Source organism: Chroogloeocystis siderophila 5.2 s.c.1 (genome assembly GCF_001904655.1).
GTDB lineage: Bacteria > Cyanobacteriota > Cyanobacteriia > Cyanobacteriales > Chroococcidiopsidaceae > Chroogloeocystis > Chroogloeocystis siderophila.
The window spans coordinates 60,333-84,357 of sequence record NZ_MRCC01000012.1 but is presented as its reverse complement, the minus strand read 5'-3'; the positions used below and the strand labels follow the sequence as shown (position 1 = coordinate 84,357).

The window sequence follows — 24,025 nt, the reverse complement described above, 5'->3', positions numbered from 1 at the left end:
CTATTGACTCAAAGACAATCGCAGCTGTTCGCGGGCGCTTTCTAAAGCTTCGGGAAGTTTACTCGGATCGCGTCCTCCAGCTTGCGCGAGGTTTGGACGTCCCCCACCGCCGCCACCACAGATTTTGGCGATTCCTCCGATGAATTTTCCTGCTTGCAAGCCTTTGTTATTCACCTGCTTAGCGAATGCAGCAACTAAACTGACTTTTCCTGCTTCGGGAACTGATCCTAAGACAACTGCGCCGTTAGTAAGTTTTTGCAACAGCCGTTCGGCTGCGGTTTTGAGCGCTTCCGGATCGACTCCTTCGAGTTGCGCAACTAGAATTTGATAGTCACCTACGGTTTCGGCGGATGATAGCAGCGTGTCGGATTTAGTGATCGCTAGTTCTGCTTTGAGGCTTTCGAGTTGTTTTTGCGTGTTCTTGAGTTCGTTTTGTAATGCAGTGATGCGATCGCTGAGTTCTTCGGGTTTAGCTTTAAACCGATCGCTCAGTTCGCGGACGACTTGATCGCGGACATTAAGATAATCTAATACAGCTGAACCTGCTACTGCTTCGATGCGGCGTACTCCAGACGCAACGCCTGATTCGGAAATAATTTTAAATACACCAATCTCGGCGGTATTACTAACGTGCGTTCCACCGCATAATTCCATCGACACGCCAGGGAAATCTAAAACGCGGACTTGTTCGCCGTATTTCTCCCCAAACATGGCGATCGCACCTTTGGCTTTCGCTTCAGCTAATGGCATAATCGCAACATCGGCTTGTACTGCCCAGGTAATCCAAGCATTCACTTGTTCTTCAACTTTTTGTACTTCCTCTGGTGTGAGCGCCCGTGGACAGTTAAAATCGAACCGCAAGCGATCAAATGCAACCAACGAACCAGCTTGCGATATCGAGTCATCAACAATTTTCTTTAATGCGGCTTGCAACAAATGCGTTGCGGTATGATGTGCTTGCACGCGACGGCGACACGCACTATCAATTTGCGCGTTAATCTTATCGCCAACACGCAAGGTTCCCCGCACAACCCGCCCGATATGAAGGTAAAAATCAGATTCGCGTTGTACGTCTATAACCTCTACTAATGCATTGTCGCTACTAATGTAACCGCGATCGCCTATTTGTCCGCCTGATTCTGCATAAAATGGCGTTGTATCGAGAACAACTTGAACATCACTTCCAACTTCTGCGGATTCTACCGATTCGCCGTTAATTAAAATCGCTTCGACAACCGCTGTGCTGGAAAATTGTGTATAACCGACAAACTCGGTCACTTTAATTTCTTCTGCAAGTTTATCGAGCGAACCTTGAACCGTTAAGTCGATCGTTTCGTGCGCTTCTTGCGATCGCGTTTGTTGTTCGCTCATCGCGGCTTCATAACCAGCTTCATCAACCGTTAGATTGTGTTCGGCGGCGATTTCTTGCGTAAGTTCGAGTGGAAAGCCGTAAGTATCGTATAACGTAAACGCATCGCGCCCGTCAATTTGCGTTTTTCCTTGTTGCTTGACTTTTTCAACGATTTCTGATAGCAAATCCTCACCGCGTGCCAATGTCTTGAGGAACCGCGATTCTTCGCGTTGCAACTCGGCTTTGATCGCATCTTCTTGTTGACGAACTTCAGGGTAAGCTGATTCAGCAAGCGCGATCGCCGTTTCTGCAACTTGCGTTGTAAATTCGCCTTCAATCCCAATTAATCTTCCATGACGCACAATTCGCCGAATCAAACGCCGCAAAATATAACCGCGTCCCACATTAGAAGCATGAATCTCATCGGCGATCATATGCACAACTGCCCGTACGTGATCGCCAATCACCTTAAGCGATACTTGAGTTGCTTCATCGCTTTGGGCATAATTGATTCCGGCAATTTCTGCTGCGGTTTTAATAATCGGGAAAATCAAGTCAGTTTCGTAGTTATTTGGAACTGCTTGCAAAATCTGCGCCATGCGTTCCAAACCCATTCCGGTATCAATATTTTTGTTTTGTAGCGGTGTCAAATGACCATCCGCATCGCGGTTGTATTGCATGAATACCAAGTTATAAAACTCGATGAACCGCGTGTCATCTTCTAGATCAATGTCATCGCCACGCTCTGGGTAGAAATCGTAGTATATTTCCGAACAAGGACCACACGGGCCTGTAGGACCTGACGCCCAAAAGTTATCATCTTCACCCATGCGTTTGATGTGAGTTTCAGAAACACCAACTTTGTCGCGCCAAATTGCATAAGCTTCGTCGTCATCTTCAAATACGCTGACAACGAGACGTTCAGACGGTAAACCAAACACCTTGGTTGAAATTTCCCAGCCCCAAGCGATCGCTTGTTCTTTAAAGTAGTCGCCAAAGCTAAAATTCCCTAGCATCTCAAAGAAAGTATGATGCCGTTTGGTGCGCCCGACATTTTCAATATCATTGGTACGGATGCATTTTTGCGAAGTTGTGGCGCGTTTGAATTCAGGCGATCGCTGTCCGAGGAATATTGGTTTAAATGGTAGCATTCCCGCGATCGTCAGCAGCACGGTGGGGTCTTCGGGTACTAAGGAAGCACTCGGCAAAACAGTATGTCCTCGTTGTGCATAAAAATCGAGGAATTTTTGCCGAATTTCGTTACCGCTGAGATACTGGGGAGAGAACATGGTTTAACTAGGGGCTAAAGACTAAGAGCTAGGGTAGATTTATAGCAGGGGTCAGGGGTCAGGGATAAACTCTAGTAAGGGAAATCATTACGAGCTTCTATGATGTCCTAACTCTAGTGACTAGGGCTATAACTTAATTTTTATATATTTTTGCATTTTGGTTGGTGTTGTAGCCACTCATACCGGATGTATTCTCAAATAATCTAGCTAAAGGTTCATGAACTGAACTTGCTAAAAACGGTAGAATGTAGAACTATGATTCGCACAATTCTAAATTGGGATAAATTCGTTCAATTATGGCTTTAAAACTCAAGGTTCCTAGTATTGTCTGCGATGGTTGTGCGCAAACGATTACCGAATCGATTAAAACAATGGAACCCGACGCGCAAATTAATGTTGATGTGCAAGCAAAGACAGTAACAATCAACTCGGAGGCTTCTGAAGAAACGATCAAACAAGCGATCGTTGCTGTGGGTCATACCGTTGAAGGCTATCAAACAGGTTAAGGTTGTAGAGACATACGACTTACGCAAGAACTTTGTAAAACTCTTATTTTTTAGAGTCTTACCCTAGCAACTGCGGCTTTGTTAACGGAAATCCCTATAGAGAATGCACCTTCCCGCAGGATAGGATACGCCAATGAAGTTCATTTGACGTGCAAGTGAGTCGTATTCTGAGACAAAATGCATTAAAAAAGTGATGAGTGTCTTAAGCTTCACTCATCACTTTAATTGTAACTAATGTTAAGTTACTGTATTAAGCCTAATTTGCACTACTTCTTTGGTGCTATCAGCATCATCATATTCTTGCCTTCTTTCTTCGGTGCTTGCTGGACTTCTCCCACTTGCTCCAAGTCTGTAGCCATCCGTTTGAGTAGGGTTTCGGCTAGGTCACTGTGTTGAATTTCACGACCTCGGAACATTACGGTTGCTTTTACCTTGTCCCCGTCTTTGAGGAAGCGCTGGGCTTGGTTGACACGAACTTTGTAGTCGTGTTCCTCAATCTTGTAGCGCATTTTTACTTCTTTGACATCAGCCGTATGCTGCTTTTTGCGAGCTTCTCGCGCTTTCTTTTCTTGCTCAAATTTATACTTGCCGTAGTCCATAATCCGGCAAACTGGAGGATCAGCTTTGTCACTGAGGAGAACAAGGTCAAGCTCTTTCTCTTCGGCTATCTGCAAAGCTTCGCGCGGCGAGAGCAACCCCAGTTGTGCGCCATCGGGGTCTATGACCCGAATTTTTGGAAAGCGAATTTGTTCGTTAGTTAAGGTGAGATCGCGATTTTTTCTTTTGTCAATCACAGGCGTTAATTATCAAGAGCAACTGTTTGGGAAAATTCAGCCTTTACTTCTCGCTTAAATGATTTAGACAATCATGCGGTGAGCATACTTTTGTTAAAGTTTATCTAAACCCTGCAAAGAAGTGGTACCGAGTGTCATTAATCTTTAGCAAACAGAAGACTATGCTTGTACACAAACATCACTTTAGCAAATTTTTTGGCAGAGTAGGGGTAGGGGAAATCCTACACTTTGGGGCGGATAGCGACATTATTTAAAATAAGTGCAATGTTTGCTAGCGTTTCACAATATTTTGAATAAAATGTTAAGAGAGATATTGTAAATTTATTTTAAATTAATGCTTAGTGCGATTCCTTCTGAACGCTGGCAGCAAAGAATCGGTAGTCAAAGAGATTGGGTTTGGCGGGGTTGGCAAACGCGATATACTTACATCCGCGCTAAAAAATCACTACCTGAAACAAAACCACTCGTTTTACTGCATGGCTTTGGTACTTCGATTGGGCATTGGAGACAGAATTTAGATGTCTTGAGTGAGTCGCACACCGTTTATGCGCTCGATATGCTCGGTTTTGGCGCTTCTGAGAAAGCGGCGGTAAGTTATGATGTGTCGCTTTGGGTTGAGCAAGTTTACGAGTTTTGGCAGACTTTTATTCGTCATCCCGTCATTCTAGTCGGAAATTCGATTGGCTCACTAGTATCGCTGGCGGCAGCAGCAAAGTATCCTGAAATGGTGCAAGGCGTCGTTATGCTGAGTTTACCAGATCCATCGTTGGAGGAAGAAGTCGTTCCTGCTGCTGTCCGACCCGTCGTTCAAGCAATCAAATCGTTAGTTGCCTCCCCACCTGTGCTGAAAACAGCATTTCGCTTAGTTAACCGCCCATCGGTTATCCGGCGGTGGGCGTCGATTGCTTATGCTAACCCTGCGGCGGTAACTGATGAGTTAGTAGACATTTTATTAGGTCCAGCCCAAGACCGAGGTTCTGCTCAAGCATTTTATGCAACCATTAAAGCAATATCTAGCGCTAATGGTATTAGTGTCAAAAACTTGCTACCCGCTGTTAATGTTCCCATGCTGTTAATTTGGGGACAGCAAGACCGTATGGTTCCCCCAAAGTTAGCACAAAAATTTCTGACATATAATCCTAATATGCAGCTATTACAGCTAGAAAATGCCGGACACTGCCCACACGATGAATGTCCTGAAGCAGTGAATCAAGCTATTTTAAATTGGATAAATGCGTCTTTAGAATCAAAAAACTCAGTTGGTTCTTTTGCGGTGATCGCACCGTAATTATAATTACATAGCAGAGGTCAGAGTTCAGGTTAAACTTCCTCTGTGGACATCAATACGAGCTTCGATAATGTCCTAACTCTATTAACTAGGGCTATAAATATCCAAAAAGTATAAATTCACTCTCTACAATGAAGTTGTGTAGAGAGCAAATTAATATTTATCTATAGAAAAGACCTTTAACCGATTGTCACTTGATTCGTTTCTACAGATGTTGCGCCATGAACTCCGCGAGCAATCGATACCATTTTGTTAAGAGTTTGTTGATCTGGAACTCTCCCTTTGAGAACAACAGTACTGCCTGTTTGCGCAACGTATAAAGTATCAATATCATCAAGCGTTGGATCTTGATCGAACGCTAAAGCAACTCGTTTTGCTAACCCACTTTGATCGTATTCGCCATTTAATCCCAAACGCTCAGGGGGAATTTGCTGTGTTGTTGCTCCGGCTTGAGCTTGTGGTTGTGGTTGTGTACTAAACGATGGTGCGTTTTTGGGTCGATCAAGTCCAAAAAGTCTTTTTAACCAGCTCATAAGTTTTGTATAACTAAACTATTCAACAGATCTCAATTAAACCAATTTTATAACTCGGCGTCATCTACCTGCGAAAAGATCTTATAGTAAGTATTGACTAGCCTAACGGATATATGTTTGTAAACGAACAAAGTCGAAATATTGCTGAAAAAAATTAGAAATTTTAGGTGTCAGAATAGTCATGCAATTTGGTAAGATGACCAAAGTTTTAATTGCAATTATAGTTAGGTTGTGAAATTATTCATTTACCACACTCCAGAACTAACGCCAGAAGGTAAAGTACCCGACTGCGCGATCGCCGTCGATGTACTACGCGCAACAACGACGATTGCTACAGTGTTAGCCGCTGGAGCCGAAGCAGTGCAAGTGTTCAGTGACTTAGAGCAGTTGATACAGGTAAGTGAAGCTTGGTCAACAGAAAAACGACTGCGGGCGGGAGAACGCGGCGGGGCTAAAGTTGTAGGTTTTGATATGGGAAACTCACCGCTTGATTGTACACCAGAGCGCGTTCAAGGACGGCGATTATTTATCAGTACAACGAATGGCACGCGCGCGCTACAACGAGTGCAAAACGCAGCTATCGTTACAGCAGGAGCATTTATTAACCGCGCGTCAGTTGTTAAGTATGTCATCGCGCAGCAACCAGAAACTTTATGGATTGTGGGATCGGGTTGGGAAGGAAGCTTTTCGCTTGAAGATACCGCGTGTGCTGGCGCGATCGCGCACAGTATCTGGCAACAAACAAAACTATCCTTAGATGAATTGGCTGGCAATGATGAGGTGATGGGGGCGATCGCACTTTATGCCGAGTGGCAAAATAATCTTTTAGAGTTGTTCCACCACGCCAGTCATGGTAAACGATTATTACGCCTCGACTGTCACGAAGATTTAAAATACTGCGCTCAAATGGATATTGTTGATGTGTTGCCTTTGCAAACCGAGCCTGGAGTTTTAAAAATAGTGTAATGCGCGATCGCATTGAAATCTAAGTCTTTATCAGATTTATTCCTACTCACCATTCTTATTTGTGTCGTAAGACAGGGGTTAATCAAGTATCTGGCAACTTATGTTGTGGCTAGATTAGAGAAATAAGCAAGCTGAGGCATCACACTCATCATTGTTAAAAACTTGCTCGTACTCTCGCGCCCTGAAAAATAATGCCAAAACTTAAACCGTATTTTGAGCGTCGCTACCCCTGGCGAGAACGTGGCATTGCGATTCTCGCTTTGATCAATTTAATATTAGTCATTTTTGACTTGACGTATTTGTATAGTCGTGATTTCTACCTGCAAACGATTCCGAGCGTGACACGGCTTTACGATCCAGTCAAGGGCATTCAACCGCATCCCGAAACCGCAAGTTATCTTGCACAAGTTGCAGCTTTAGAAGCACAAGTTGCACTTACCGGATTGCAGTCGCCCCAAACCGCGCGTCAACTTGCGCGAATGCGCGTACTCAGTCAAACACTAATTGAAGATAATCCTTTTGCCGCAGCTTATAAAAGTAGCCAGTTTGAAACAATCAAGCAACGCCTGCGAGTACGTACAGGGGAAACTTTCGCGAGAGATGCGTTTGCGAGATTTTGGAGTCAACCGTATCTTACACAAGCAGGTTGGCAACAAGAAATGGAGTTCTGGCACACGCGCATTCGCCCGTTGATGCGTACCAACTACTATCGCAGTGTTAACCGCCTCGATACACCAACAAATCACTTTTGGCTGCTTGATTTACCGTTTGTCGTCATTTTTGCCCTCGATTTGTTTGCGCGGGTGACGACGATTCGTCGCCGTTATTCTTACTTAAGTTGGCTAGAAGCAACACTAAGGCGTTGGTATGACTTATTTCTACTTTTACCGTTTTGGCGACTGTTGCGGATACTTCCTGTGTCAGTACGTCTTTACCATACTGGTTTATTAAATCTCGATCCTCTGCGCGCCGAAGCCCAACGCGATTTTGTCATCAGCTTTGCAGCAGAACTTACTGAAATGGCAGGTATTCAAATTGTAGACCAAATGCAAAATTCAATTCGTAACGGTGATGTGTTGCGTTGGCTATTGCATCCAGAGTTACGCAAACCTTATGTACAAGTTAACAATGTCAATGAAGTTAGTGCGATCGCCTCACGCCTATTTCGCATCGGGGTTTACGATGTACTTCCTAAAGTACAACCTGATATCGAAAATTTGATTCATCATAGCCTTGCAAGTACGCTGCACCAACTCCCAGGAAACCGCATATTACAACACATCCCAGGCTTGCGTCATGTGGGTAAAAACCAAACGCGAAGGCTAGCTAAAGCTATATTTAGTATGACATACAATAATCTCACCAATTCGATGCAAGACCCTGTAGGAGCCGAACTCACAGCCCGCTTGGGCAGAAACTTACGTGACGCGTTAGAAAACGAGTTGCAAAAAAAACACAATATTCAAGAAATTCAATCTTTATTAATTGATATGTTAGAAGAAATCAAAATTAATTACGTCAAAGGTATTACTGAAGCGGGTAGCGAACAATTACTAGAAAAAGCCGAACAGCTACATAAACGGATACGACGATAGTTAAGCAATAAGTGATGGTGTACTGAGCGTTAAGGTTAGTTTGTAAAAGAAATATTTATTTATTAATTACCCATTACTTATTAGCCACTCAACATATAGCCAAACGTGTATAGAACAAACTGTATACTTCGCAACAAAAATTAATAGCAATTAGTTAAATAATTCTAAAACTATTGTACTTATAGCCAAAAGCAGCTATTTTATAACGTGTACCTGATTTTAAACTTATTCGCTTGCGATTTTTCTTCAATTCTACGAAAAAAGAGCAACTGAATAAATTAACTTCGAGCCAATCTCAAACGTAACGGTTACGTGCTTGGGAATGCCTCGTTCTTGCTAAGTATCGCTAAACATCTTACACGATTCAGGCGCTTAGCTGGTATGTGTAGAGGAACCCAACGACAATGCTTACTGTGAACTTAGAACACTTTTCACCGGAAAATTACTTCTTTCCTACAGCAGGCAATTCACTTGCTTTAGTCGTTGATAACGATTTAGATAGTTTAACCTTAACGGCTGAAATTGTTAGATTTTGCGGTTGTTGTGCGCTTACTGCGACCAATAGTCAAAATGCACTACAATTGGCGCTTGCATACCAACCAACAATTATATTATTAGAGCTAATGCTACCAGAAATGGACGGTATTTCTTTAGCTATGCAACTACGGCAACATACGTCATGTCCGATCATTGCGGTCACTAGTTTACCTAAATTTTTGTTTGGAGCAAAAGCACTAGCCGCTGGGTGTAATGATTTTCTTGAAAAGCCGGTCGTCGTTGAAAGTTTAGAATCTACAATTTTTCGCTTTTTAAACATTTCTTCTTCCGCTTCACCTTCGGAATAGTTTCTAAATCTCGCACTGCAGGTAATCCCGACAAAATAACAATTATTCCTGAAATATTGCTGTTTAAATCGGTAGCGGTAAGTATTGTATTAACCGCAACGCCTGTCACTTCTTCAACAATTTGAATTAACTGTGGCTTGATTGCTAAATCAATATGCGATCGCACTTCTTGGGCTAACTCTTGGCGTTGAGTAGCTAATAAAAATTTTTCTGAAAGCGTTACAGATTTTTCTAAAACAATTGCTAATTTGTCCTCAAAAAATTGACAAATAACTTGTTCAGGACGTTGTCCTATTTCTGCTAGATATAATGCTTGAATTCGTTGCTTTAAGGTTCTTTCTATTTGCCCACGTGTAGGTTTTTGCGTACTCATGTATCGTATATAATGCGAAGCTTAAGATAGTATGACTGTCACTGACAGTTAGTTTTTATAAAGTACACTCCAATATTTTTTATATGGATGATTATACAGCTATTCAAGTAATAAATAGCTGCTCAAACTAAGTGAACATTGTTTTTGATTGTGTATGATTTTATTGTATATAATGATAAAGATGTAAAAACTATCTTTCCCTCTATCCAAAGCATAGAATTAATTTTGGAATGCTAAATTTTATTGCATATAAAGAGATATGTCTTTGGCTATATACTATTCAAACTTAATAAATTAAAGCCTAAAGCGATCGCTCGACTTCATCAAAGAAATTAAAAACAAGCTCGACGCACTTTTGTTCGTGGTAAAAAATCCACTCATGATATTCACCCTCTAGAATAGTTAATTGAGCGCGAGGAATTCCTTGGTAGAAATCATAAGCAAACTTAACAGGAACAAATAAATCGCGATCACCCCAAACTACTAAAGTAGGACATTGAACCTTTGGCAGCAACGGACGTAAATCTTTTTCTAAAGCTATCCAGGTAGCTTGTATCATATTTTGAGGTTTAAAAATCCAATTAAGAAACAATGCTTTAATAAAAAGCAGCATCGGTTCAAGCTTGAATTTTCCAAGTTGTGCAGGAAAATCAATCAATCGCCGTAGCGCTACTTCAGGCAAAGAACCTAAAGGAATTCCTGTACTATCGATAATGACAAGACGTTTAACTAGCGAAGGATGTGTTGCTGCTAAAACAACCCCGACTGCACCCCCGCCTGAGTGTCCGACTACATAAACTTGTTGTAAATTTAAAGCTGCTAAAAAAGTAATCAGACAATTAATATATTCGTCATAGTCAGCTACAGAATTAGGAAAAGAGGTTTTACCAAAGCCTGGTAAATCTGGCGCAATAACACGATATTTCTGCGATAAAAGATGTAACGTTGTTTGATAAGGCTCGGTTGCTATTGTCCAACCATGTAAAAATAAGATTGTTTCAGAATGAGCATCTCCTCCTTCTAAATAAACCGTTTGATAGTTGTTTAATTTAATAGGTTTTTCTTGTAGTTGATAACTCATACCAAATCTGGTTAATTAGTTTTAACAAAATAGTTAGTAAAGGTAAAGGGTGAGTTGAGAGTTGACAAAGCCTTCCTACACTCTCTTCACTGTCAACTATCATCTAAAATCAGGCGGTGCGATCGCACTCCACTCGTATTCCAAGTAGCTGGCTAGCGCCATTAACTTCGGGTTCCAGTGGCGACGTAGCGCAACGTATAAATCTGCACCAGCTTCTAAATCAGGTGTTGTTGCAATTCCTTGTGCAGCCAAATAGGCAATCGCCTTATCATAGCGCGATCGCCACATTTGTTCGGATTGCGTCCTTTTGCGCATAGCATGATTAGGAAGAAACAACTCAGACAACTCCGCTAAAAATTGCATTCCACTTTCTTCCAAACCTTCGACTGCTGCTGAAGCGACTAACGAGTGATAGCTGTCTTCATCCAGCGCGCTTTTAATCAGCGTCACTGTATCCATTGCTAAAAAAATAACTTGTGCTAATGCATAATAGCTTTCCTGTAAGCGGAAATAGCCTAACGCGGGATACGAATGATTGGACTCTAGTAAATTCAACAGATTTTGAGCTATGTTTGTGAGATCTTGATGAGTACTACTATCAAAGCTTCCACTCGAACCCATACGTGCTAACATTACTGCTGCATCTGCGGTTCTGCCTGTACGGTGATGAAGACTCAAGGCAAAAATATTACGTTGCATCAGCTGGTTATATACCGACTGCAAAAAAGTTAACGTAACTGTAAACACAGAAAAGCCTAGAATAGATTCCAGGATCATCAGCAAACGATAAGTCCTTGTTTGGGGTGTAATATCACCCGTCCCTAAAGTTACGAGCGAGTAGCCACTGTAGTAAATCGCTGTAGCAAAATCCGTAGGAGTCTCTTTGCCCTCCATCCGGATTTCAGTGCCTAATGCAGACCAATAAATTAATGCAAATCCTACAACAAGTAATAATACCCATATGGCAATCGTTGCAACTAGCAGTGTGGGTCCCATATACGAGAGAATGCGATCACGCTTACGTACAAACCTAGTGCTGAAGCGAAAAACTTGCCACAACCTGCGGGCTAGCGCCACGCTAATGATACCCCTTTCACCTCTGGGGTACAACACTGTCATATAAATATCTGCAAGCGTTAATACGACTAACCCTGTTCCGACAACTTGTGATAACCAACCCATTCGTGTTTCACCCCCACCTCAACTTCAGCGAGGCTACATTGCTTTTTTTCTCTTAACACGAGTGCCAGTGGATCAAACTTGGTCGCAAGTCAGAAATCTCACGAGGAATTGTGGATGTGACGATCATGCAATTCATTTTAGACTCTTAATGATACCAAATTAATATATTTAAGGTATTAACTAGATACCGCGACTTAGAGGCAAAAAGCCATAAAATGTTGCAATAGTATCAGAATTAGTGTTAAATCCAGTTAACAATCAATACTCGATTGTAGACGATATGAGGAGTGAGGAGCAGGATATGAAAGCTACAGTGAATTTTATAAAACCTTCTGCGTATTCTTTCTGGTAGATACCGAAATTTCTGTACGAAACGCAAGTATAACTTTTGGCAGAAATCTTTTGGATACGAAGCTTTTGTCACATTTGCGTCACATTTGTCAGGAAGACTGAAGATAGTCAATCCAGTCTATCACCCTGAATCACTGAGGTCAATGTAAGGAATACTAAGGAATAACGTATGAAAACCATTTTGTTCAGGCGTGCTTCACTAGTAGCAAGTCTCACAGCAGCAGGGATTGTTACTAGTGCAGTATCAGCTCAGGCTCAAGCCGTTAATTATGACGTGCAAACAACTGCAAATGCAAACAGAAATGTTTCTACTTCAGCGTCTGCACTGGTGGGTGGAAACGCGCCTGGTACAGATGGCAATGGCTCCATCATGCTAAGTCAGGCTAACCTGGATAACCTAGGGCCGACGCAAGGTGATATTGATGACCAAATCGAATCAGCCCCACCAAATCCCTTAAATCAAACAACACCGGATGGTACGACTACTCCTAGTACCAGTCCAAACCTAGTGCAACCTCAGCCATCCCCTGGAACAGACCCATTTGCTCCTGGCACGCAAACACAACCAGGGACAACGTTCCCAGGACCAACACAACCAATACCTGGAACTACACCAGATCCTACCTTCCCCGAACCGACAACACCACAGCAAGTACCTGATACTACAACTCCAGATACAACCGTAGAACCTGCGATCGTACCTGGTACAGCGACGCGTGGTGGTGCTAGCTACATTGGTGTTGGTGGCAACATTGGCTTCGGTGGAGAAACCACGCTCAGTGAAGGTGCTTTTGCGGTTTACAGTAAGATTGGTTTGACGGATACTTTCTCAATTAGACCAGCGGCATATTTCGGAGACAATACAGTAATTGCCATCCCAATTACTGCTGACTTTCCACCCGCAGAAACAGGAGTAGCAGCAGCACAGCTTAATGTGGCTCCTTATATTGGTGCAGGAATTGCAGTATCTACAGGTCAAGATAGTACAGTTGGTGCCTTGATTAGCGGCGGTGTTGACGTACCATTGACACAACAGTTTACAGCAACTGCGGGTGTTAACATCGGTTTTATTGATGACACTGAAGTTGGATTATTAATTGGAGTTGGTTACAACTTCTAAACTACGTTAGGTAAGATCCCTAAGTTGGTTAAACATTGAAGCTCCTTACACGCGCTTAGGGATTGCCTAACAATGAATCATGTCACCTGATGTTCATATTGCTGTCACTCCACTGTCACATTTACTTTTAACAATATGGACAATACGAGGAGATCAGCTATGAACAAGCAATTTTTACTTGGCTTGGCTATAGCAGCGTCAGTTTCTGTATTGGGAATGCCTACTATAGCGCGATCGCAAATGCGAATTGGCGATCTACAACAACGCCCTCCTGGAACAACAATATCCGGTAGAGTGACAAGTGTTGTTGGGAATGACTTTATCCTTGAAGATGAATCGGGACAAATTATCGTTGATGCTGGACCGCGTTGGTGGCAACAAATCAACATCTCTCCAGGAGAACAAGTCACTGTCAATGGTGAACTAGGAAGAGGCGGTGAGTTTGATGCATTCTCGATTACGAGAGCCAATGGTACAGTTATTCAAATTCGCCCCGCACAGGGTCCACCGCCTTGGGCTGGCGGTTCTAATCGCGCTCCTGGAGCTAGAGGCAGCGGCAATGCTCCGGCACGAAACTCGTTAGTAAAATAGACCTTACTCAATCTAGGAGAGGCAAAAAGGATATCAGCTTTAGCTTCCCATTATTGGTACTGATTGCACTCGTGCCACTCGCTGAATAACACTAGGTAACACAAACCGCTTAGAAAAAAATTTATAGTGGAGCAACGAGAACACCGCTTAAATCAAGAAGAAATAACAAGCACTGCAATAGCACCTGAGCCAGCGCTAGCGTTTGGAGATGCGATCGCAATTATTGTTGGTATTGTTATCGGTGCAGGGATTTTTGAAACACCGGCGCTGGTTGCTGCAAATAGTGGTAATGGCATTGTTGCGCTTGGGGCTTGGGTTTTGGGAGGACTGATATCGTTACTCGGCGCACTATGTTATGGCGAGTTAGCAACAACCTATCCGCACACAGGTGGTAACTATTATTACTTGCTACGTGCATTTGGCAAACCTGTTGCTTTTTTATTTGCTTGGGCGCGTATGACCGTGATTCAAACTGGCTCGATTGCATTGCTAGCATTTGTGTTTGGCGATTATGCTTCGCAGCTATTTCGCCTAGGAACTTATTCACCTTCAATTTATGCCGCACTCGCGATCGCCCTCTTAACTGGTTTGAATCTTATTGGCGTACAACAAGGTAAAGTTGCGCAAAATTGGTTAACCGCAGCCAAAGTGTTAGGTCTGTTACTCGTGGTAGGTGTCGGTTTAGCCGCAACGATCAAACCTCCGCAACCAACGACTATTTCAAGCGAAAGCAGTTTGGGATTAGTGATGATTTTTGTGTTGCTGTCCTACGGCGGTTGGAATGAAGCAGCGTATATTTCTGCGGAAATCCGCAATGTCCGACGCAACATGGTGCGATCGCTTGTTTGGAGTCTTGGGATTATTACAGCAATTTATTTGCTGATCAACCTTGCTTATCTACGCGGCTTAGGTCTTGCGGGAACCGCCGGTTCACAAGCTGTCGCCGCCGACTTGATGCGCGCTGCATTTGGGACGCCTGGTGCGGTGTTTATCAGTTTTCTGATTGCGATTTCTACTTTAGGTGCTACTAATGCCACAATTTTTACAGGTGCGCGGACAAATTATGCATTAGGGCAAGACTTTGCTGGATTTAACTTTCTTGGTCGGTGGCAAAGAGGTGGCAATACTCCAGCAGGTGCTTTACTCGTCCAAGGTGCAGTTTCTCTCGTACTTGTCTTATTCGGAACTTTAGCTCCACGCAATGGCTTTGAAACGATGGTGGAATACACAGCACCGGTATTTTGGTTCTTTTTTTTACTCTCTGTCATGACAATTTTTGTCCTACGACAGCGCGAACCACAAGTACGTAGACCTTTCCACGTGCCGTTTTATCCTGTAACCCCACTCATTTTTTGTATCATTTGTATCTATCTACTTTACTCTAGTGTAACTTATACCGGAATTGGCGCACTTCTAGGTTTAGTCGTCGTCATCTCAGGCATACCAATTTTGTTTTGGACGCGCAAGCAGCAAACTTGAGCAAGAACGTACCAGTTTGGATTTTGAAACTGATCGCGTAACGATTGTCAGACATCTGTGTATAGCAAAGATTAATCCAATTGGTATCAAAAGGAGAAATTGAGTATATGCATCGAACGATCAAAAGTTTATTAATTGCAGGTTTAGGCGCGGGTGGCTTATTTGTTGCTGGGTGCGAGCAACAACGTCAATTTGAAGTAGAAGCCCAACAACCTGCACCTACAGTTCAAACGCAAGCACCTGCTGCCACGGCTGCGCCGACGCAACCGCAAGAACGCGCACCCGATGTGCCTTATGTGCCGACTCCGCAAGAGGTTGTAGACCAAATGTTGCAGTTGGCAAATGTCACTAGTAACGATGTGGTGTACGATCTAGGAAGTGGTGACGGTAGAATTCCTATTACCGCTGTCCAAAAGTTCGGTGCAAGTCGGGCGTATGGATTTGAAATTAATCCTGAACTCGTACAGCGCGCGCGTCAAAATGCGGATACTGCCAATGTGAGCGATCGCGTGCAAATTGTCCAGCAAGACCTGTTTCAAACCGATTTGCGGGAAGCTACTGTAGTTACACTCTATCTTTTACCAGATATCAACATCAAGTTACGTCCCAAGTTACTACGAGAGTTAAGACCTGGTACTCGCATTGTCTCCCACGACTTTGATATGGGCGAATGGCAACCAGATAATGTTGTTCGAGTTCAAGGACCGAGCCGCCAACATACGCTTTACTTATGGACTGTACCCGAAAACGTGCCTGCAAACTTGCAATAGCAGGACATAACTAATGGTTAGTAGTTGATGCTGCGGCACAAATAACTAACTACTAACAGCTAACAGCTTGAAAAAAACAATCAGGAGCATCTTATGAAAACGAACAATCGTAAATCTACACTGAGAAAATTTGCGGGAATTTTAGGTGGACTTGCAATCTTCCCTGTATTAGCAGCGTGTGAGCCACAAACTACAACACAGGTATCGCCAGCACCGGAAGCGACTCCTACAATTACTCCAGCCCCTGGAGAAACACCTGCTGATCAAACAACACCGACAGTACCAACCACTGAAGCCACAGACTCGATTGTCAACGTTGCTAGCGGCGATCCTCAATTTAGTACTTTGACCGAATTGGTGAATGCTGCAGGCTTAACTGAAACGCTCGAAGGACAAGGACCATACACTGTATTTGCACCAACGAATGAAGCGTTTGCTGGATTGTCAGAATCTACACGTCAGCAGTTGTTACAACCAGAAAACCGCGAAACTTTAAGAAGAATCTTGCAATATCACGTAGTTCCTGGAGAAGTCACGTCAGATCAATTGCAATCCGGAGAAGTAGCTACTGCTGAAGGTAGTCCTGTCAATGTCCAAGTTGATGCAGCAGCGAATCAAGTGCGCGTGAATGATGCGACGGTGATTCGACCGGACATTCAAGCTAGCAATGGTGTGATTCATGGAATTGATAGCGTCATTCTTCCCCCAAACCTTAACCTATAGGTGAAATAGTGTAAGGGTGTACCGTAGTACACCCGCATAATTCTAGTTTTGCGTTCTTAAAGGTTAATGCATATGCAAGGTCTTAAAGGAAAAAATGCTTTAGTGACGGGTGCAACTTCAGGGATTGGTCAAGCGATCGCAATTCGTTTAGCCCAAGAAGGTGTCAATGTCGCCATCAACTACCGTAAAAGCCCAGATGATGCGGCAGAAACCGAAGAACAAATAATGCAAAAAGCCTGCGGTGATGTGGAAAGTTGTGGTGTCAAATCACTACCAGTGCAAGGTGATGTCTCTAAAGAAGAAGACATTATCCGCATGGTTAACACTGTCGTGGAACAATTTGGCAGTTTAGATATTCTCGTCAACAACGCCGGAATTCAAACAGAATGTCCCTCCCACGAAGTCGCTACCGATGATTTTGACAAGGTAATCTCAGTTAACCTACGCGGCGCGTATCTTTGTGCAAGAGAAACGCTCAAACACTTACTTTCTCAAAATCGGCAAGGAGTGATTATTAATATCTCTAGCGTTCATGAGATTATTCCGCGACCGATGTATGTCAGCTATTCCATTAGTAAAGGCGGTATGGAAAATCTGACAAAAACTTTAGCTTTAGAGTATGCAGATCGCGGTATTCGCGTCAACGCAGTAGCACCAGGCGCAACAATTACTCCGATTAACGAAGCTTGGACAGACGATCCAGAAAAGAAAGCCGAGGTAGAAAGTCACATCCCGATGGGACGCGCGGGAACTTCTGAAGAGATGGCAGCAGCAGTCGCCTTCTTAGCTTCCAGTGAAGCCGCGTATATTACCGGACAAACTTTATTCGTAGACGGCGGACTCACTCTTTATGCAGATTTTCGCGAAGCTTGGTCAGCTTAAAGGTAGATGATAAAACCCCAGTACTTTTGACAGCATGGGTAAAAACAATAACTGTGAGGAGCTGTAAGGTGAATTTACTCATTGCTAAGAATACACTGATCAAAACTGCGGTAATGAGTTCTCTAGGAGTTGCTGTCGGCTTTGCTATATACTTACCCCAAGCGATCGCACAATCAACGCAACAATCCTCTGAAGTACAGCGGTTACTCAACACCAAACAATGCCCTGGCTGCAACCTTCGTGGTGCTAACCTGCGAAATGCCGATTTAGAAGAGGCAAACCTGAGCGGCGCTAATCTTCAAGGAGCCAATCTACAGAATGCTGACTTGGAAAAGGCTAATCTTCAAGGGGCTAACTTACAACAAGCAAACTTGAGCGATGCAGACTTACAAAATGCAAACTTACGAAACGCTAACTTACGAAACGCTAACTTGCGAAGCGCCGATCTAGAAGATGCAAATCTGCAAGGAACGAACCTCAATGGAGCTAACTTGCAAGGAGCCGATTTAGAAGGAACTATTCGCGCTAATCAAAATCGGTAATTCAATTGAGGCGCAGAATAACAGATTGAATGAGCATGAGGAGGAATCAATAAGCTATGAATAAATTAATTACAAGAACATCAATTCTTTGGGTGACAGCCTTAGGTCTTTTCGGTTGCAATACTGCAACGTCAACGCAAGAGCCTCAAGCAGTTGCACAGCCTCCAACACAACCGGTAGAACAAGCAGCACCAACGCAACCGGTAGCACAAGCACCAACACAATCTTCTGACGTACAGCGGTTACTCAATACTAGACAATGTCCTGGATGTAACCTGAGTGGTGCAGATTTACGAGATGCTAACCTAGAAGACGCCAACTTACAAGGTGCGAATCTCCAAGGTGCTAATCTCCAGGGCGCTGACTTGGATCAAGCAAATCTACGAGAGGCAAATCTACAGCAGGCCAACTTAAGAGATGCAGACTTAGAAAAAGCTGATTTGCAAGGTGCAAATCTCTCCAGTGCTAATCTTCAAAGTGCTGATTTAGAAGAGGCTAATCTCCAAAATGCCAATTTCCAGAATGCTAACTTGCAAAATGCAGACTTGGAAGACGCTCGCGTACAAGGAGCTAACTTTGATGGGGCAAATCTCCAAGGTGCTGACCTAGAAGGAACGAATCTGAGAAGATAAAATAAGCATTCAGAGAGCGACGCTGATGATTCAAGAAGAAATCAGACTCGAAGAAGATCGCACACGTAAAGCCTACTGGCGACGTTGGGGGCCTTACCTGAGCGAGCGTCAATGGGGGACAGTGCGTGAAGATTACAGCGCAACTGGTTCAGCTTGGGATTATTTTCCCCACGATCATGCTCGCTCACGTGCTTATCGCTGGGGGGAAGATGGCATTGCCGGAATTTCGGATAATCACCAGCGATTATGTTTTGCGATCGCCCTCTGGAATGAAGTCGATCCGATTCTCAAAGAACGTATTTTCGGCTTAACTGGACCAGAAGGCAATCACGGCGAGGATGTTAAAGAGTATTACTTTTATCTTGACAACACGCCCTCTCATGCTTACATGAAGTGTTTGTATAAGTATCCGCAGCAAGCTTTTCCGTATGCGGAATTAGTCCAAGAAAATCAGCGCCGTGGCTATCACGACCCAGAGTTTGAACTACTCGATACAGGAATCTTTGATGGCGATCGCTATTTTGATGTCTTTGTTGAATATGCTAAAAACACTGACGAAGATATCTTAATTAAAATCAAAGTTGTTAATCGCGGTTCGGAAGAAAAAACGCTACACTTACTACCGACATTATGGTTTCGTAATACGTGGTCGTGGGAAGAAAATAGCCAAAAACCCCTTTTAAAGAAGCTTAAATCAGACACATTTAGTATAATTGAAGCTGCGCACCCAACCTTAGGAGAAAGATGGTTCTATTGCGAAGCAGCTAGCGAACTTCTCTTCACCGAAAACGAAACTAACTACGAAAGATTATTTGGTCAACCTAATAAATCACCTTATGTAAAAGATAGCATTAACGATTACGTTGTTCATGGTAAGAAAGAAGCTGTCAATCCTGACCAAGTAGGAACAAAAGTTTCTCCTTACTATGTATTAAATATCGGTGCAGGACAAGAAAAAGTTATCTGTTTAAGACTTTGTGATACTGCTAATTTAACCGCGCCTTTTGGCGAAGAATTTGAGCAAGTTTTTGCAACGCGTCAACAAGAAGCCGACGAATTTTATCAGCGCATTTCTCCTAATGTTAGCGATCCTGATGCGCAAAGCGTGCAACGTCAAGCTTTTGCTGGCTTACTCTGGACAAAGCAGTTTTATCATTACGTTATCGAAGATTGGTTAAACGGCGATCCGACCCAGCCAACACCACAGCGAACTTATAAACGCAATCAAGAATGGATTCATTTATTTAATGATGACATTCTTTCGATGCCCGACAAGTGGGAATTTCCGTGGTTTGCAGCTTGGGATTTAGCTTTTCACGTCATACCGCTAGCGATGATCGATCCTGATTTTGCTAAGCGTCAGATGGATCGCCTCACACGCGAGTGGTATCTACATCCTAATGGACAAATGCCTGCGTATGAATGGCATTTTAGTGACGTTAATCCACCAGTTCATGCGTGGGGAACTTGGCGCGTCTACCAAATTGAAAAACAAATGTATGGACGTGCAGATAAAGACTTTCTCGAACGCGTATTTCAAAAATTACTGTTAAATTTTACTTGGTGGGTAAATCGTAAAGATGAGGAAGGTAACAATGTCTTTCAAGGTGGCTTTTTAGGATTAGATAACATCGGAGTTTTTGACCGAAGTTCACAACTACCAACAGGGGGACATCTCGATCAATCTGATGGTACGAGTTGGATGGGGATGTATTGTTTAAATATGTTAGCGATCGCACTCGAATTAGCCAAAGACAATCCCCCTTATGAAGATATTGCAAGTAAGTTTTTTGAACACTTTCTCTACATTGCGGATGCGATGAATCACATTGGCGATACTGATGTTCATTTATGGGATGATGACGATAATTTCTACTATGATGTTCTACACTTTCCGCATAATGAACGAGTTCATCTAAAAGTTCGTTCGATGGTTGGGCTTGTGCCAATTTTTGGTGTAGAAGTTCTCGAACAAGCAACATTAGACGCCTTTCCTGGGTTTAAAAAGCGGTTTGAGTGGTTTATTAATAATCGCTCAAATTTAACCAGAAATATTGCTTGTATGGAAGCAGAAGGGGTAGGAGAAAGGCGATTACTTGCAATTGTTAATCAGAATAAGTTGCGATTAATTCTTCAAAAAATGTTAGATGAAACAGAATTTTTGAGTGATTATGGTATTCGCTCGCTTTCTAAGTTTCATGCTGAAAATCCTTACATTTTTGATGCGGGAAATGCTCAGTATCGCGTAGATTATGAGCCAGCAGAATCTACAAGTGGAATGTTTGGCGGAAATTCTAATTGGCGCGGTCCTGTGTGGTTTCCGATGAATTTCCTAATTATTGAATCGCTGCAAAAGTATCATAACTATTTAGGCGATGAGTTTACCATAGAGTGTCCTACAGGTTCAGGTAAACATATGAACCTAGAAGAAGTAGCTACCGAGTTATCACAGCGATTAATGCGGATATTCCTACGTTCAGGACAGCGTAGACCTGTATTTGGCGGAATCGAGAAGTTTCAGAATGACCCGCAGTGGCAAAATTGGATCTTGTTCCATGAGTACTTCAACGGCGACGACGGCGCAGGACTTGGCGCTAATCATCAAACAGGTTGGACAGGTTTAGTCGCGGACTTAATTCATCAAGCGTATCAACATGCACCTACTGAGCGATCGCAAAAATCCTTAAAAGCACGAGTGATTGATTAATCCCCAGATGACACATGCTTACAATAGTGAAGCATTGTTACAACACGATTAGCTTTACCTATGTGCCGTTTGCTTGCTTATTTAGGTTCATCAATTTTACTCGATCGCGTATTGACTAAACCAGAACACTCATTGATTGTGCAAAGTTACCAGCCGCGTGAGATGAATTCGGGGCTACTCAATGCTGACGGATTCGGAATCGGTTGGTATCACGCGCAAAAAGAGACGAATCCATTTACATACAAAAATATAATACCAATCTGGAACGATACAAATCTTTCCAGTTTGGGGCGCTACATCGAATCAAAATGCATCTTAGGGACGGTACGCAGTGCAACAGCAGGTCAAGCGGTAGATTTAAGTAACTGTCAACCTTTTGATTATCAGCAGTTATTGTGCATTCATAACGGTCGAATTGAAAATTTTCGCGACACGTTGGCTAGACCATTACGCGATCGCTTAAGTGATGCGGCGTATAAATCAATTAAAGGTAGCACCGATTCCGAACACTTTTTTGCGTTAGTGATTGAAGAATTACACAACAACCCTAATGCTACACTCGCGCAAGCACTGCAAAATGCTCTACTCACACTAGATCAGTTAACAACCTCGCGTGACATCAGCGCATCCGCCAACATGATTATCAGTGACGGACAACAGCTAGTTGCTTCGCGATTTGCAACTAACACACAAACACCATCGCTTTATTGGCTACGCGATGACCCAACGTATCCAGAGTCAGTCATCATTGCTTCAGAGCCTTTATTTGCGGCTGATTGGAATCCTGTTCCTGAGCAAAGCATTCTTACTGTAGGCAAAGACCTGAATGTTCAAATTGCTCAACTATAGTGCCAAAACATAATTTTTATATATCTCCTCTGCTATAAATGTCTAATCGAGTAGCTCATTCCCACATCATTGATCAAAGACAACAGCTAAAACAAGCGTTACAACAATGTCGTCAAAGCACCCTCGCATTATTTCAAACGGTCGATTACGATACATTCTGCCGTCAGGCGCATCCTGAATTTAGCCCTATCGGTTGGCATTTGGGTCATATTGCGTATACCGAAGCTTTATGGATACTCGAACACTGCGCCAAAAAAACCCGCAATTCTGAGTTTGGTCGCTTATTTATCGCGGATGGTTTACCAAAAGCCGATCGCCAAAATTTACCGACACTCACAGAAGTTCAACACTACCTCGATAGCGTGCGATCGCAAGTTCTGGACTACTTGGAAATCGCGGATCTCAATCAACAAGAACGTCTCTGGCATTGGCTCATTCAGCACGAAAGTCAGCACAGCGAAACGATCGCCTTCGTCTTAGAATTGCTCAAGGTGCAATCAGGCTATAGCGTTCAAGATTTACCCAGTGCGCAGCCTTCAGAAATGATTGAAATTCCCGCAGGCTACTTTGAAATGGGGAACGATGCAATTGATGCAATGGATAATGAACGTCCGGTGCATCGTGTTTATTTAGATACTTACTGGATCGACCGTTATCCGACCACGTGCGGACAGTACCAAGAATTTATTAACGCTAGTGGCTATCAAAATCCTCAATGGTGGTCGGATGCTGGCTGGGAGTGGTTACAACAAGCGCAAGTAACACACCCACTTTACTGGCAAAATGTCACTTCTGATTCCCCAGTATGTGGCGTCAGTTGGTATGAAGCCGAAGCGTATGCGCGATTTGTCGGTAAGCGACTACCGACCGAAGCCGAGTGGGAAAAAGCCGCAAGTTGGGATGCCAATCACGAACGTCGCCGTACTTATCCTTGGGGAGATGTTTTGTTAGGCGATCACCAGTGCAATCATAATTGTACTGTGAGCAAAACAACACCTGTCGACGCTTATCCTGATGGGCAAAGTCCCTATGGTTGCTACGATATGCTAGGAAATGTTTGGGAGTGGACTGCATCGCTATTTCAAGGTTATCCAGGTTTTACGTATTACCCTTACATCGGCTATTCCCAAGTTTATTTTGATGCACAACATTATGTTTTGCGCGGTGGTAGCTGGGTAACTCGTCCTTGGGCTTTACGCTGTAGCTTTCGCAACTGGTATCATCCCCACATCCGGCAAATCTTCGCAGGTTTTCGCTGTGTCAAGTAATATCGTTTGGCTTTAATGTCGAGACAAATAGGTAGCAGAGAAAGTAGGGGTGCTTCAGGTGTAGAGGAGAAATTAGTTTGTAGTTCTTATTTCGCGCCAGCAATGGAAAGGTTATAAATATGTTTCATAGAGCATAAGCAAGGGATATTCGACATTTAGCCCCCACAACCTTGAAACATCTAGCTCAAGCGTGATTTTATAGGCAAGAGCTTTATGATTTACTCACTGAATATGACCAATGAATTCTTGAGCGATTCCATCCAGCAGTAAACTAGACGTTGCTGCTTTTTTATGCTTACGCAATCTAT

General features: G+C 43.2%; 22 protein-coding genes. 16 read left to right on the top strand and 6 right to left on the bottom strand.

Annotation, left to right across the window (positions count from 1 at the left end; all coding sequences use genetic code 11):
• Positions 1-2,640 (bottom strand): alanine--tRNA ligase, encoded by a 2,640-nt coding sequence (gene alaS / locus NIES1031_RS15190; RefSeq protein WP_073550373.1) that lies wholly within the window; start codon positions 2,638-2,640, stop codon positions 1-3.
• A gap of 296 nt (positions 2,641-2,936) precedes the next feature.
• Here alaS and NIES1031_RS15185 point away from each other — a divergent pair, with 296 nt between their 5' ends.
• Positions 2,937-3,146, top strand: a complete 210-nt coding sequence (locus tag NIES1031_RS15185; protein ID WP_073550372.1) for a heavy-metal-associated domain-containing protein — start codon at positions 2,937-2,939, stop codon at positions 3,144-3,146.
• A 266-nt stretch (positions 3,147-3,412) separates the two neighbouring features.
• On the opposite strand, the gene infC is transcribed toward NIES1031_RS15185, so the two are convergent.
• On the bottom strand, positions 3,413-3,940 hold the full coding sequence (gene infC / locus NIES1031_RS15180) for a translation initiation factor IF-3 (protein ID WP_015190147.1): 528 nt from the start codon (positions 3,938-3,940) through the stop codon (positions 3,413-3,415).
• A gap of 334 nt (positions 3,941-4,274) precedes the next feature.
• Here infC and NIES1031_RS15175 point away from each other — a divergent pair, with 334 nt between their 5' ends.
• The gene (locus NIES1031_RS15175; protein WP_073550371.1) at positions 4,275-5,228 is read left to right on the top strand and encodes an alpha/beta fold hydrolase; all 954 of its coding nucleotides are present in this window, start codon (positions 4,275-4,277) and stop codon (positions 5,226-5,228) included.
• 179 nt (positions 5,229-5,407) lie between these two features.
• Here NIES1031_RS15175 and NIES1031_RS15170 read toward each other — a convergent pair whose 3' ends face one another.
• Positions 5,408-5,761 (bottom strand): BON domain-containing protein, encoded by a 354-nt coding sequence (locus NIES1031_RS15170; RefSeq protein ID WP_073550370.1) that lies wholly within the window; start codon positions 5,759-5,761, stop codon positions 5,408-5,410.
• Between the two features lie 231 nt (positions 5,762-5,992).
• On the opposite strand from NIES1031_RS15170, the gene NIES1031_RS15165 reads away from it, so the two are divergent.
• From NIES1031_RS15165 to NIES1031_RS15155, 3 genes are all read left to right on the top strand, one after another.
• Entirely contained in the window at positions 5,993-6,727 is a 735-nt protein-coding gene (locus NIES1031_RS15165; protein ID WP_073550369.1) for a 2-phosphosulfolactate phosphatase family protein, read from the top strand.
• Positions 6,728-6,918: 191 nt separating this feature from the next.
• Positions 6,919-8,322, top strand: coding sequence for a hypothetical protein (locus tag NIES1031_RS15160; RefSeq protein WP_073550368.1), 1,404 nt, complete (start codon positions 6,919-6,921; stop codon positions 8,320-8,322).
• 404 nt (positions 8,323-8,726) lie between these two features.
• Positions 8,727-9,167, top strand: coding sequence for a response regulator (locus NIES1031_RS15155; protein ID WP_084544370.1), 441 nt, complete (start codon positions 8,727-8,729; stop codon positions 9,165-9,167).
• On the opposite strand, the gene NIES1031_RS15150 is transcribed toward NIES1031_RS15155, so the two are convergent.
• The 3 genes from NIES1031_RS15150 to NIES1031_RS15140 all read right to left on the bottom strand — a co-directional run bounded on the left by NIES1031_RS15150 (position 9,115) and on the right by NIES1031_RS15140 (position 11,803).
• Complete coding sequence (locus NIES1031_RS15150) at positions 9,115-9,540, bottom strand: Na-translocating system protein MpsC family protein (RefSeq protein WP_073550367.1); 426 nt, start codon at positions 9,538-9,540, stop codon at positions 9,115-9,117. The two genes, NIES1031_RS15155 and NIES1031_RS15150, sit on opposite strands and share 53 nt — an antisense overlap.
• A gap of 301 nt (positions 9,541-9,841) precedes the next feature.
• Positions 9,842-10,621 carry an alpha/beta fold hydrolase gene (locus NIES1031_RS15145; protein WP_073550366.1) on the bottom strand — a complete coding sequence of 260 codons (780 nt, stop codon included), beginning with the start codon at positions 10,619-10,621 and terminating at the stop codon, positions 9,842-9,844.
• Between the two features lie 99 nt (positions 10,622-10,720).
• Positions 10,721-11,803, bottom strand: a complete 1,083-nt coding sequence (locus tag NIES1031_RS15140) for a potassium channel family protein (RefSeq protein ID WP_073550365.1) — start codon at positions 11,801-11,803, stop codon at positions 10,721-10,723.
• A 520-nt stretch (positions 11,804-12,323) separates the two neighbouring features.
• On the opposite strand from NIES1031_RS15140, the gene NIES1031_RS15135 reads away from it, so the two are divergent.
• From NIES1031_RS15135 to egtB, 11 genes are all read left to right on the top strand, one after another.
• Positions 12,324-13,274: a hypothetical protein gene (locus tag NIES1031_RS15135; RefSeq protein ID WP_073550364.1), complete on the top strand. Its 951-nt coding sequence runs from the start codon at positions 12,324-12,326 to the stop codon at positions 13,272-13,274.
• 159 nt (positions 13,275-13,433) lie between these two features.
• Positions 13,434-13,865: a DNA-binding protein gene (locus NIES1031_RS15130; RefSeq protein WP_073550363.1), complete on the top strand. Its 432-nt coding sequence runs from the start codon at positions 13,434-13,436 to the stop codon at positions 13,863-13,865.
• A 126-nt stretch (positions 13,866-13,991) separates the two neighbouring features.
• Positions 13,992-15,344, top strand: a complete 1,353-nt coding sequence (locus tag NIES1031_RS15125) for an APC family permease (RefSeq protein ID WP_073550362.1) — start codon at positions 13,992-13,994, stop codon at positions 15,342-15,344.
• Positions 15,345-15,451: 107 nt separating this feature from the next.
• Positions 15,452-16,114: a methyltransferase domain-containing protein gene (locus NIES1031_RS15120; RefSeq protein ID WP_073550361.1), complete on the top strand. Its 663-nt coding sequence runs from the start codon at positions 15,452-15,454 to the stop codon at positions 16,112-16,114.
• Between the two features lie 93 nt (positions 16,115-16,207).
• On the top strand, positions 16,208-16,837 hold the full coding sequence (locus NIES1031_RS15115; protein WP_073550360.1) for a fasciclin domain-containing protein: 630 nt from the start codon (positions 16,208-16,210) through the stop codon (positions 16,835-16,837).
• A 72-nt stretch (positions 16,838-16,909) separates the two neighbouring features.
• Complete coding sequence (locus NIES1031_RS15110) at positions 16,910-17,719, top strand: SDR family oxidoreductase (RefSeq protein ID WP_073550359.1); 810 nt, start codon at positions 16,910-16,912, stop codon at positions 17,717-17,719.
• A 68-nt stretch (positions 17,720-17,787) separates the two neighbouring features.
• Positions 17,788-18,261 (top strand): pentapeptide repeat-containing protein, encoded by a 474-nt coding sequence (locus NIES1031_RS15105; RefSeq protein ID WP_236738851.1) that lies wholly within the window; start codon positions 17,788-17,790, stop codon positions 18,259-18,261.
• A gap of 56 nt (positions 18,262-18,317) precedes the next feature.
• Positions 18,318-18,893 (top strand): pentapeptide repeat-containing protein, encoded by a 576-nt coding sequence (locus NIES1031_RS15100; protein ID WP_073550358.1) that lies wholly within the window; start codon positions 18,318-18,320, stop codon positions 18,891-18,893.
• 25 nt (positions 18,894-18,918) lie between these two features.
• On the top strand, positions 18,919-21,600 hold the full coding sequence (locus tag NIES1031_RS15095) for an MGH1-like glycoside hydrolase domain-containing protein (RefSeq protein WP_073550357.1): 2,682 nt from the start codon (positions 18,919-18,921) through the stop codon (positions 21,598-21,600).
• A gap of 60 nt (positions 21,601-21,660) precedes the next feature.
• Positions 21,661-22,449: an ergothioneine biosynthesis protein EgtC gene (gene egtC, locus NIES1031_RS15090; RefSeq protein ID WP_073550356.1), complete on the top strand. Its 789-nt coding sequence runs from the start codon at positions 21,661-21,663 to the stop codon at positions 22,447-22,449.
• A gap of 38 nt (positions 22,450-22,487) precedes the next feature.
• Positions 22,488-23,717 (top strand): ergothioneine biosynthesis protein EgtB, encoded by a 1,230-nt coding sequence (gene egtB, locus NIES1031_RS15085; RefSeq protein WP_073550355.1) that lies wholly within the window; start codon positions 22,488-22,490, stop codon positions 23,715-23,717.
• Positions 23,718-24,025 lie beyond the last annotated feature (308 nt).

Bases quoted from the DNA above. Each gene is read 5' to 3' on its own strand.
- alaS (WP_073550373.1), bottom strand. From the start codon at position 2,640: ATGTTCTCTCCCCAGTATCTCAGCGGTAACGAAATTCGGCAAAAATTC.
- NIES1031_RS15185 (WP_073550372.1), top strand. From the start codon at position 2,937: ATGGCTTTAAAACTCAAGGTTCCTAGTATTGTCTGCGATGGTTGTGCG.
- NIES1031_RS15175 (WP_073550371.1), top strand. From the start codon at position 4,275: ATGCTTAGTGCGATTCCTTCTGAACGCTGGCAGCAAAGAATCGGTAGT.
- NIES1031_RS15170 (WP_073550370.1), bottom strand. From the start codon at position 5,761: ATGAGCTGGTTAAAAAGACTTTTTGGACTTGATCGACCCAAAAACGCA.
- NIES1031_RS15160 (WP_073550368.1), top strand. From the start codon at position 6,919: ATGCCAAAACTTAAACCGTATTTTGAGCGTCGCTACCCCTGGCGAGAA.
- NIES1031_RS15155 (WP_084544370.1), top strand. From the start codon at position 8,727: ATGCTTACTGTGAACTTAGAACACTTTTCACCGGAAAATTACTTCTTT.
- NIES1031_RS15150 (WP_073550367.1), bottom strand. From the start codon at position 9,540: ATGAGTACGCAAAAACCTACACGTGGGCAAATAGAAAGAACCTTAAAG.
- NIES1031_RS15145 (WP_073550366.1), bottom strand. From the start codon at position 10,621: ATGAGTTATCAACTACAAGAAAAACCTATTAAATTAAACAACTATCAA.
- NIES1031_RS15140 (WP_073550365.1), bottom strand. From the start codon at position 11,803: ATGGGTTGGTTATCACAAGTTGTCGGAACAGGGTTAGTCGTATTAACG.
- NIES1031_RS15135 (WP_073550364.1), top strand. From the start codon at position 12,324: ATGAAAACCATTTTGTTCAGGCGTGCTTCACTAGTAGCAAGTCTCACA.
- NIES1031_RS15130 (WP_073550363.1), top strand. From the start codon at position 13,434: ATGAACAAGCAATTTTTACTTGGCTTGGCTATAGCAGCGTCAGTTTCT.
- NIES1031_RS15120 (WP_073550361.1), top strand. From the start codon at position 15,452: ATGCATCGAACGATCAAAAGTTTATTAATTGCAGGTTTAGGCGCGGGT.
- NIES1031_RS15115 (WP_073550360.1), top strand. From the start codon at position 16,208: ATGAAAACGAACAATCGTAAATCTACACTGAGAAAATTTGCGGGAATT.
- NIES1031_RS15110 (WP_073550359.1), top strand. From the start codon at position 16,910: ATGCAAGGTCTTAAAGGAAAAAATGCTTTAGTGACGGGTGCAACTTCA.
- NIES1031_RS15100 (WP_073550358.1), top strand. From the start codon at position 18,318: ATGAATAAATTAATTACAAGAACATCAATTCTTTGGGTGACAGCCTTA.
- NIES1031_RS15095 (WP_073550357.1), top strand. From the start codon at position 18,919: ATGATTCAAGAAGAAATCAGACTCGAAGAAGATCGCACACGTAAAGCC.
- egtC (WP_073550356.1), top strand. From the start codon at position 21,661: ATGTGCCGTTTGCTTGCTTATTTAGGTTCATCAATTTTACTCGATCGC.
- egtB (WP_073550355.1), top strand. From the start codon at position 22,488: ATGTCTAATCGAGTAGCTCATTCCCACATCATTGATCAAAGACAACAG.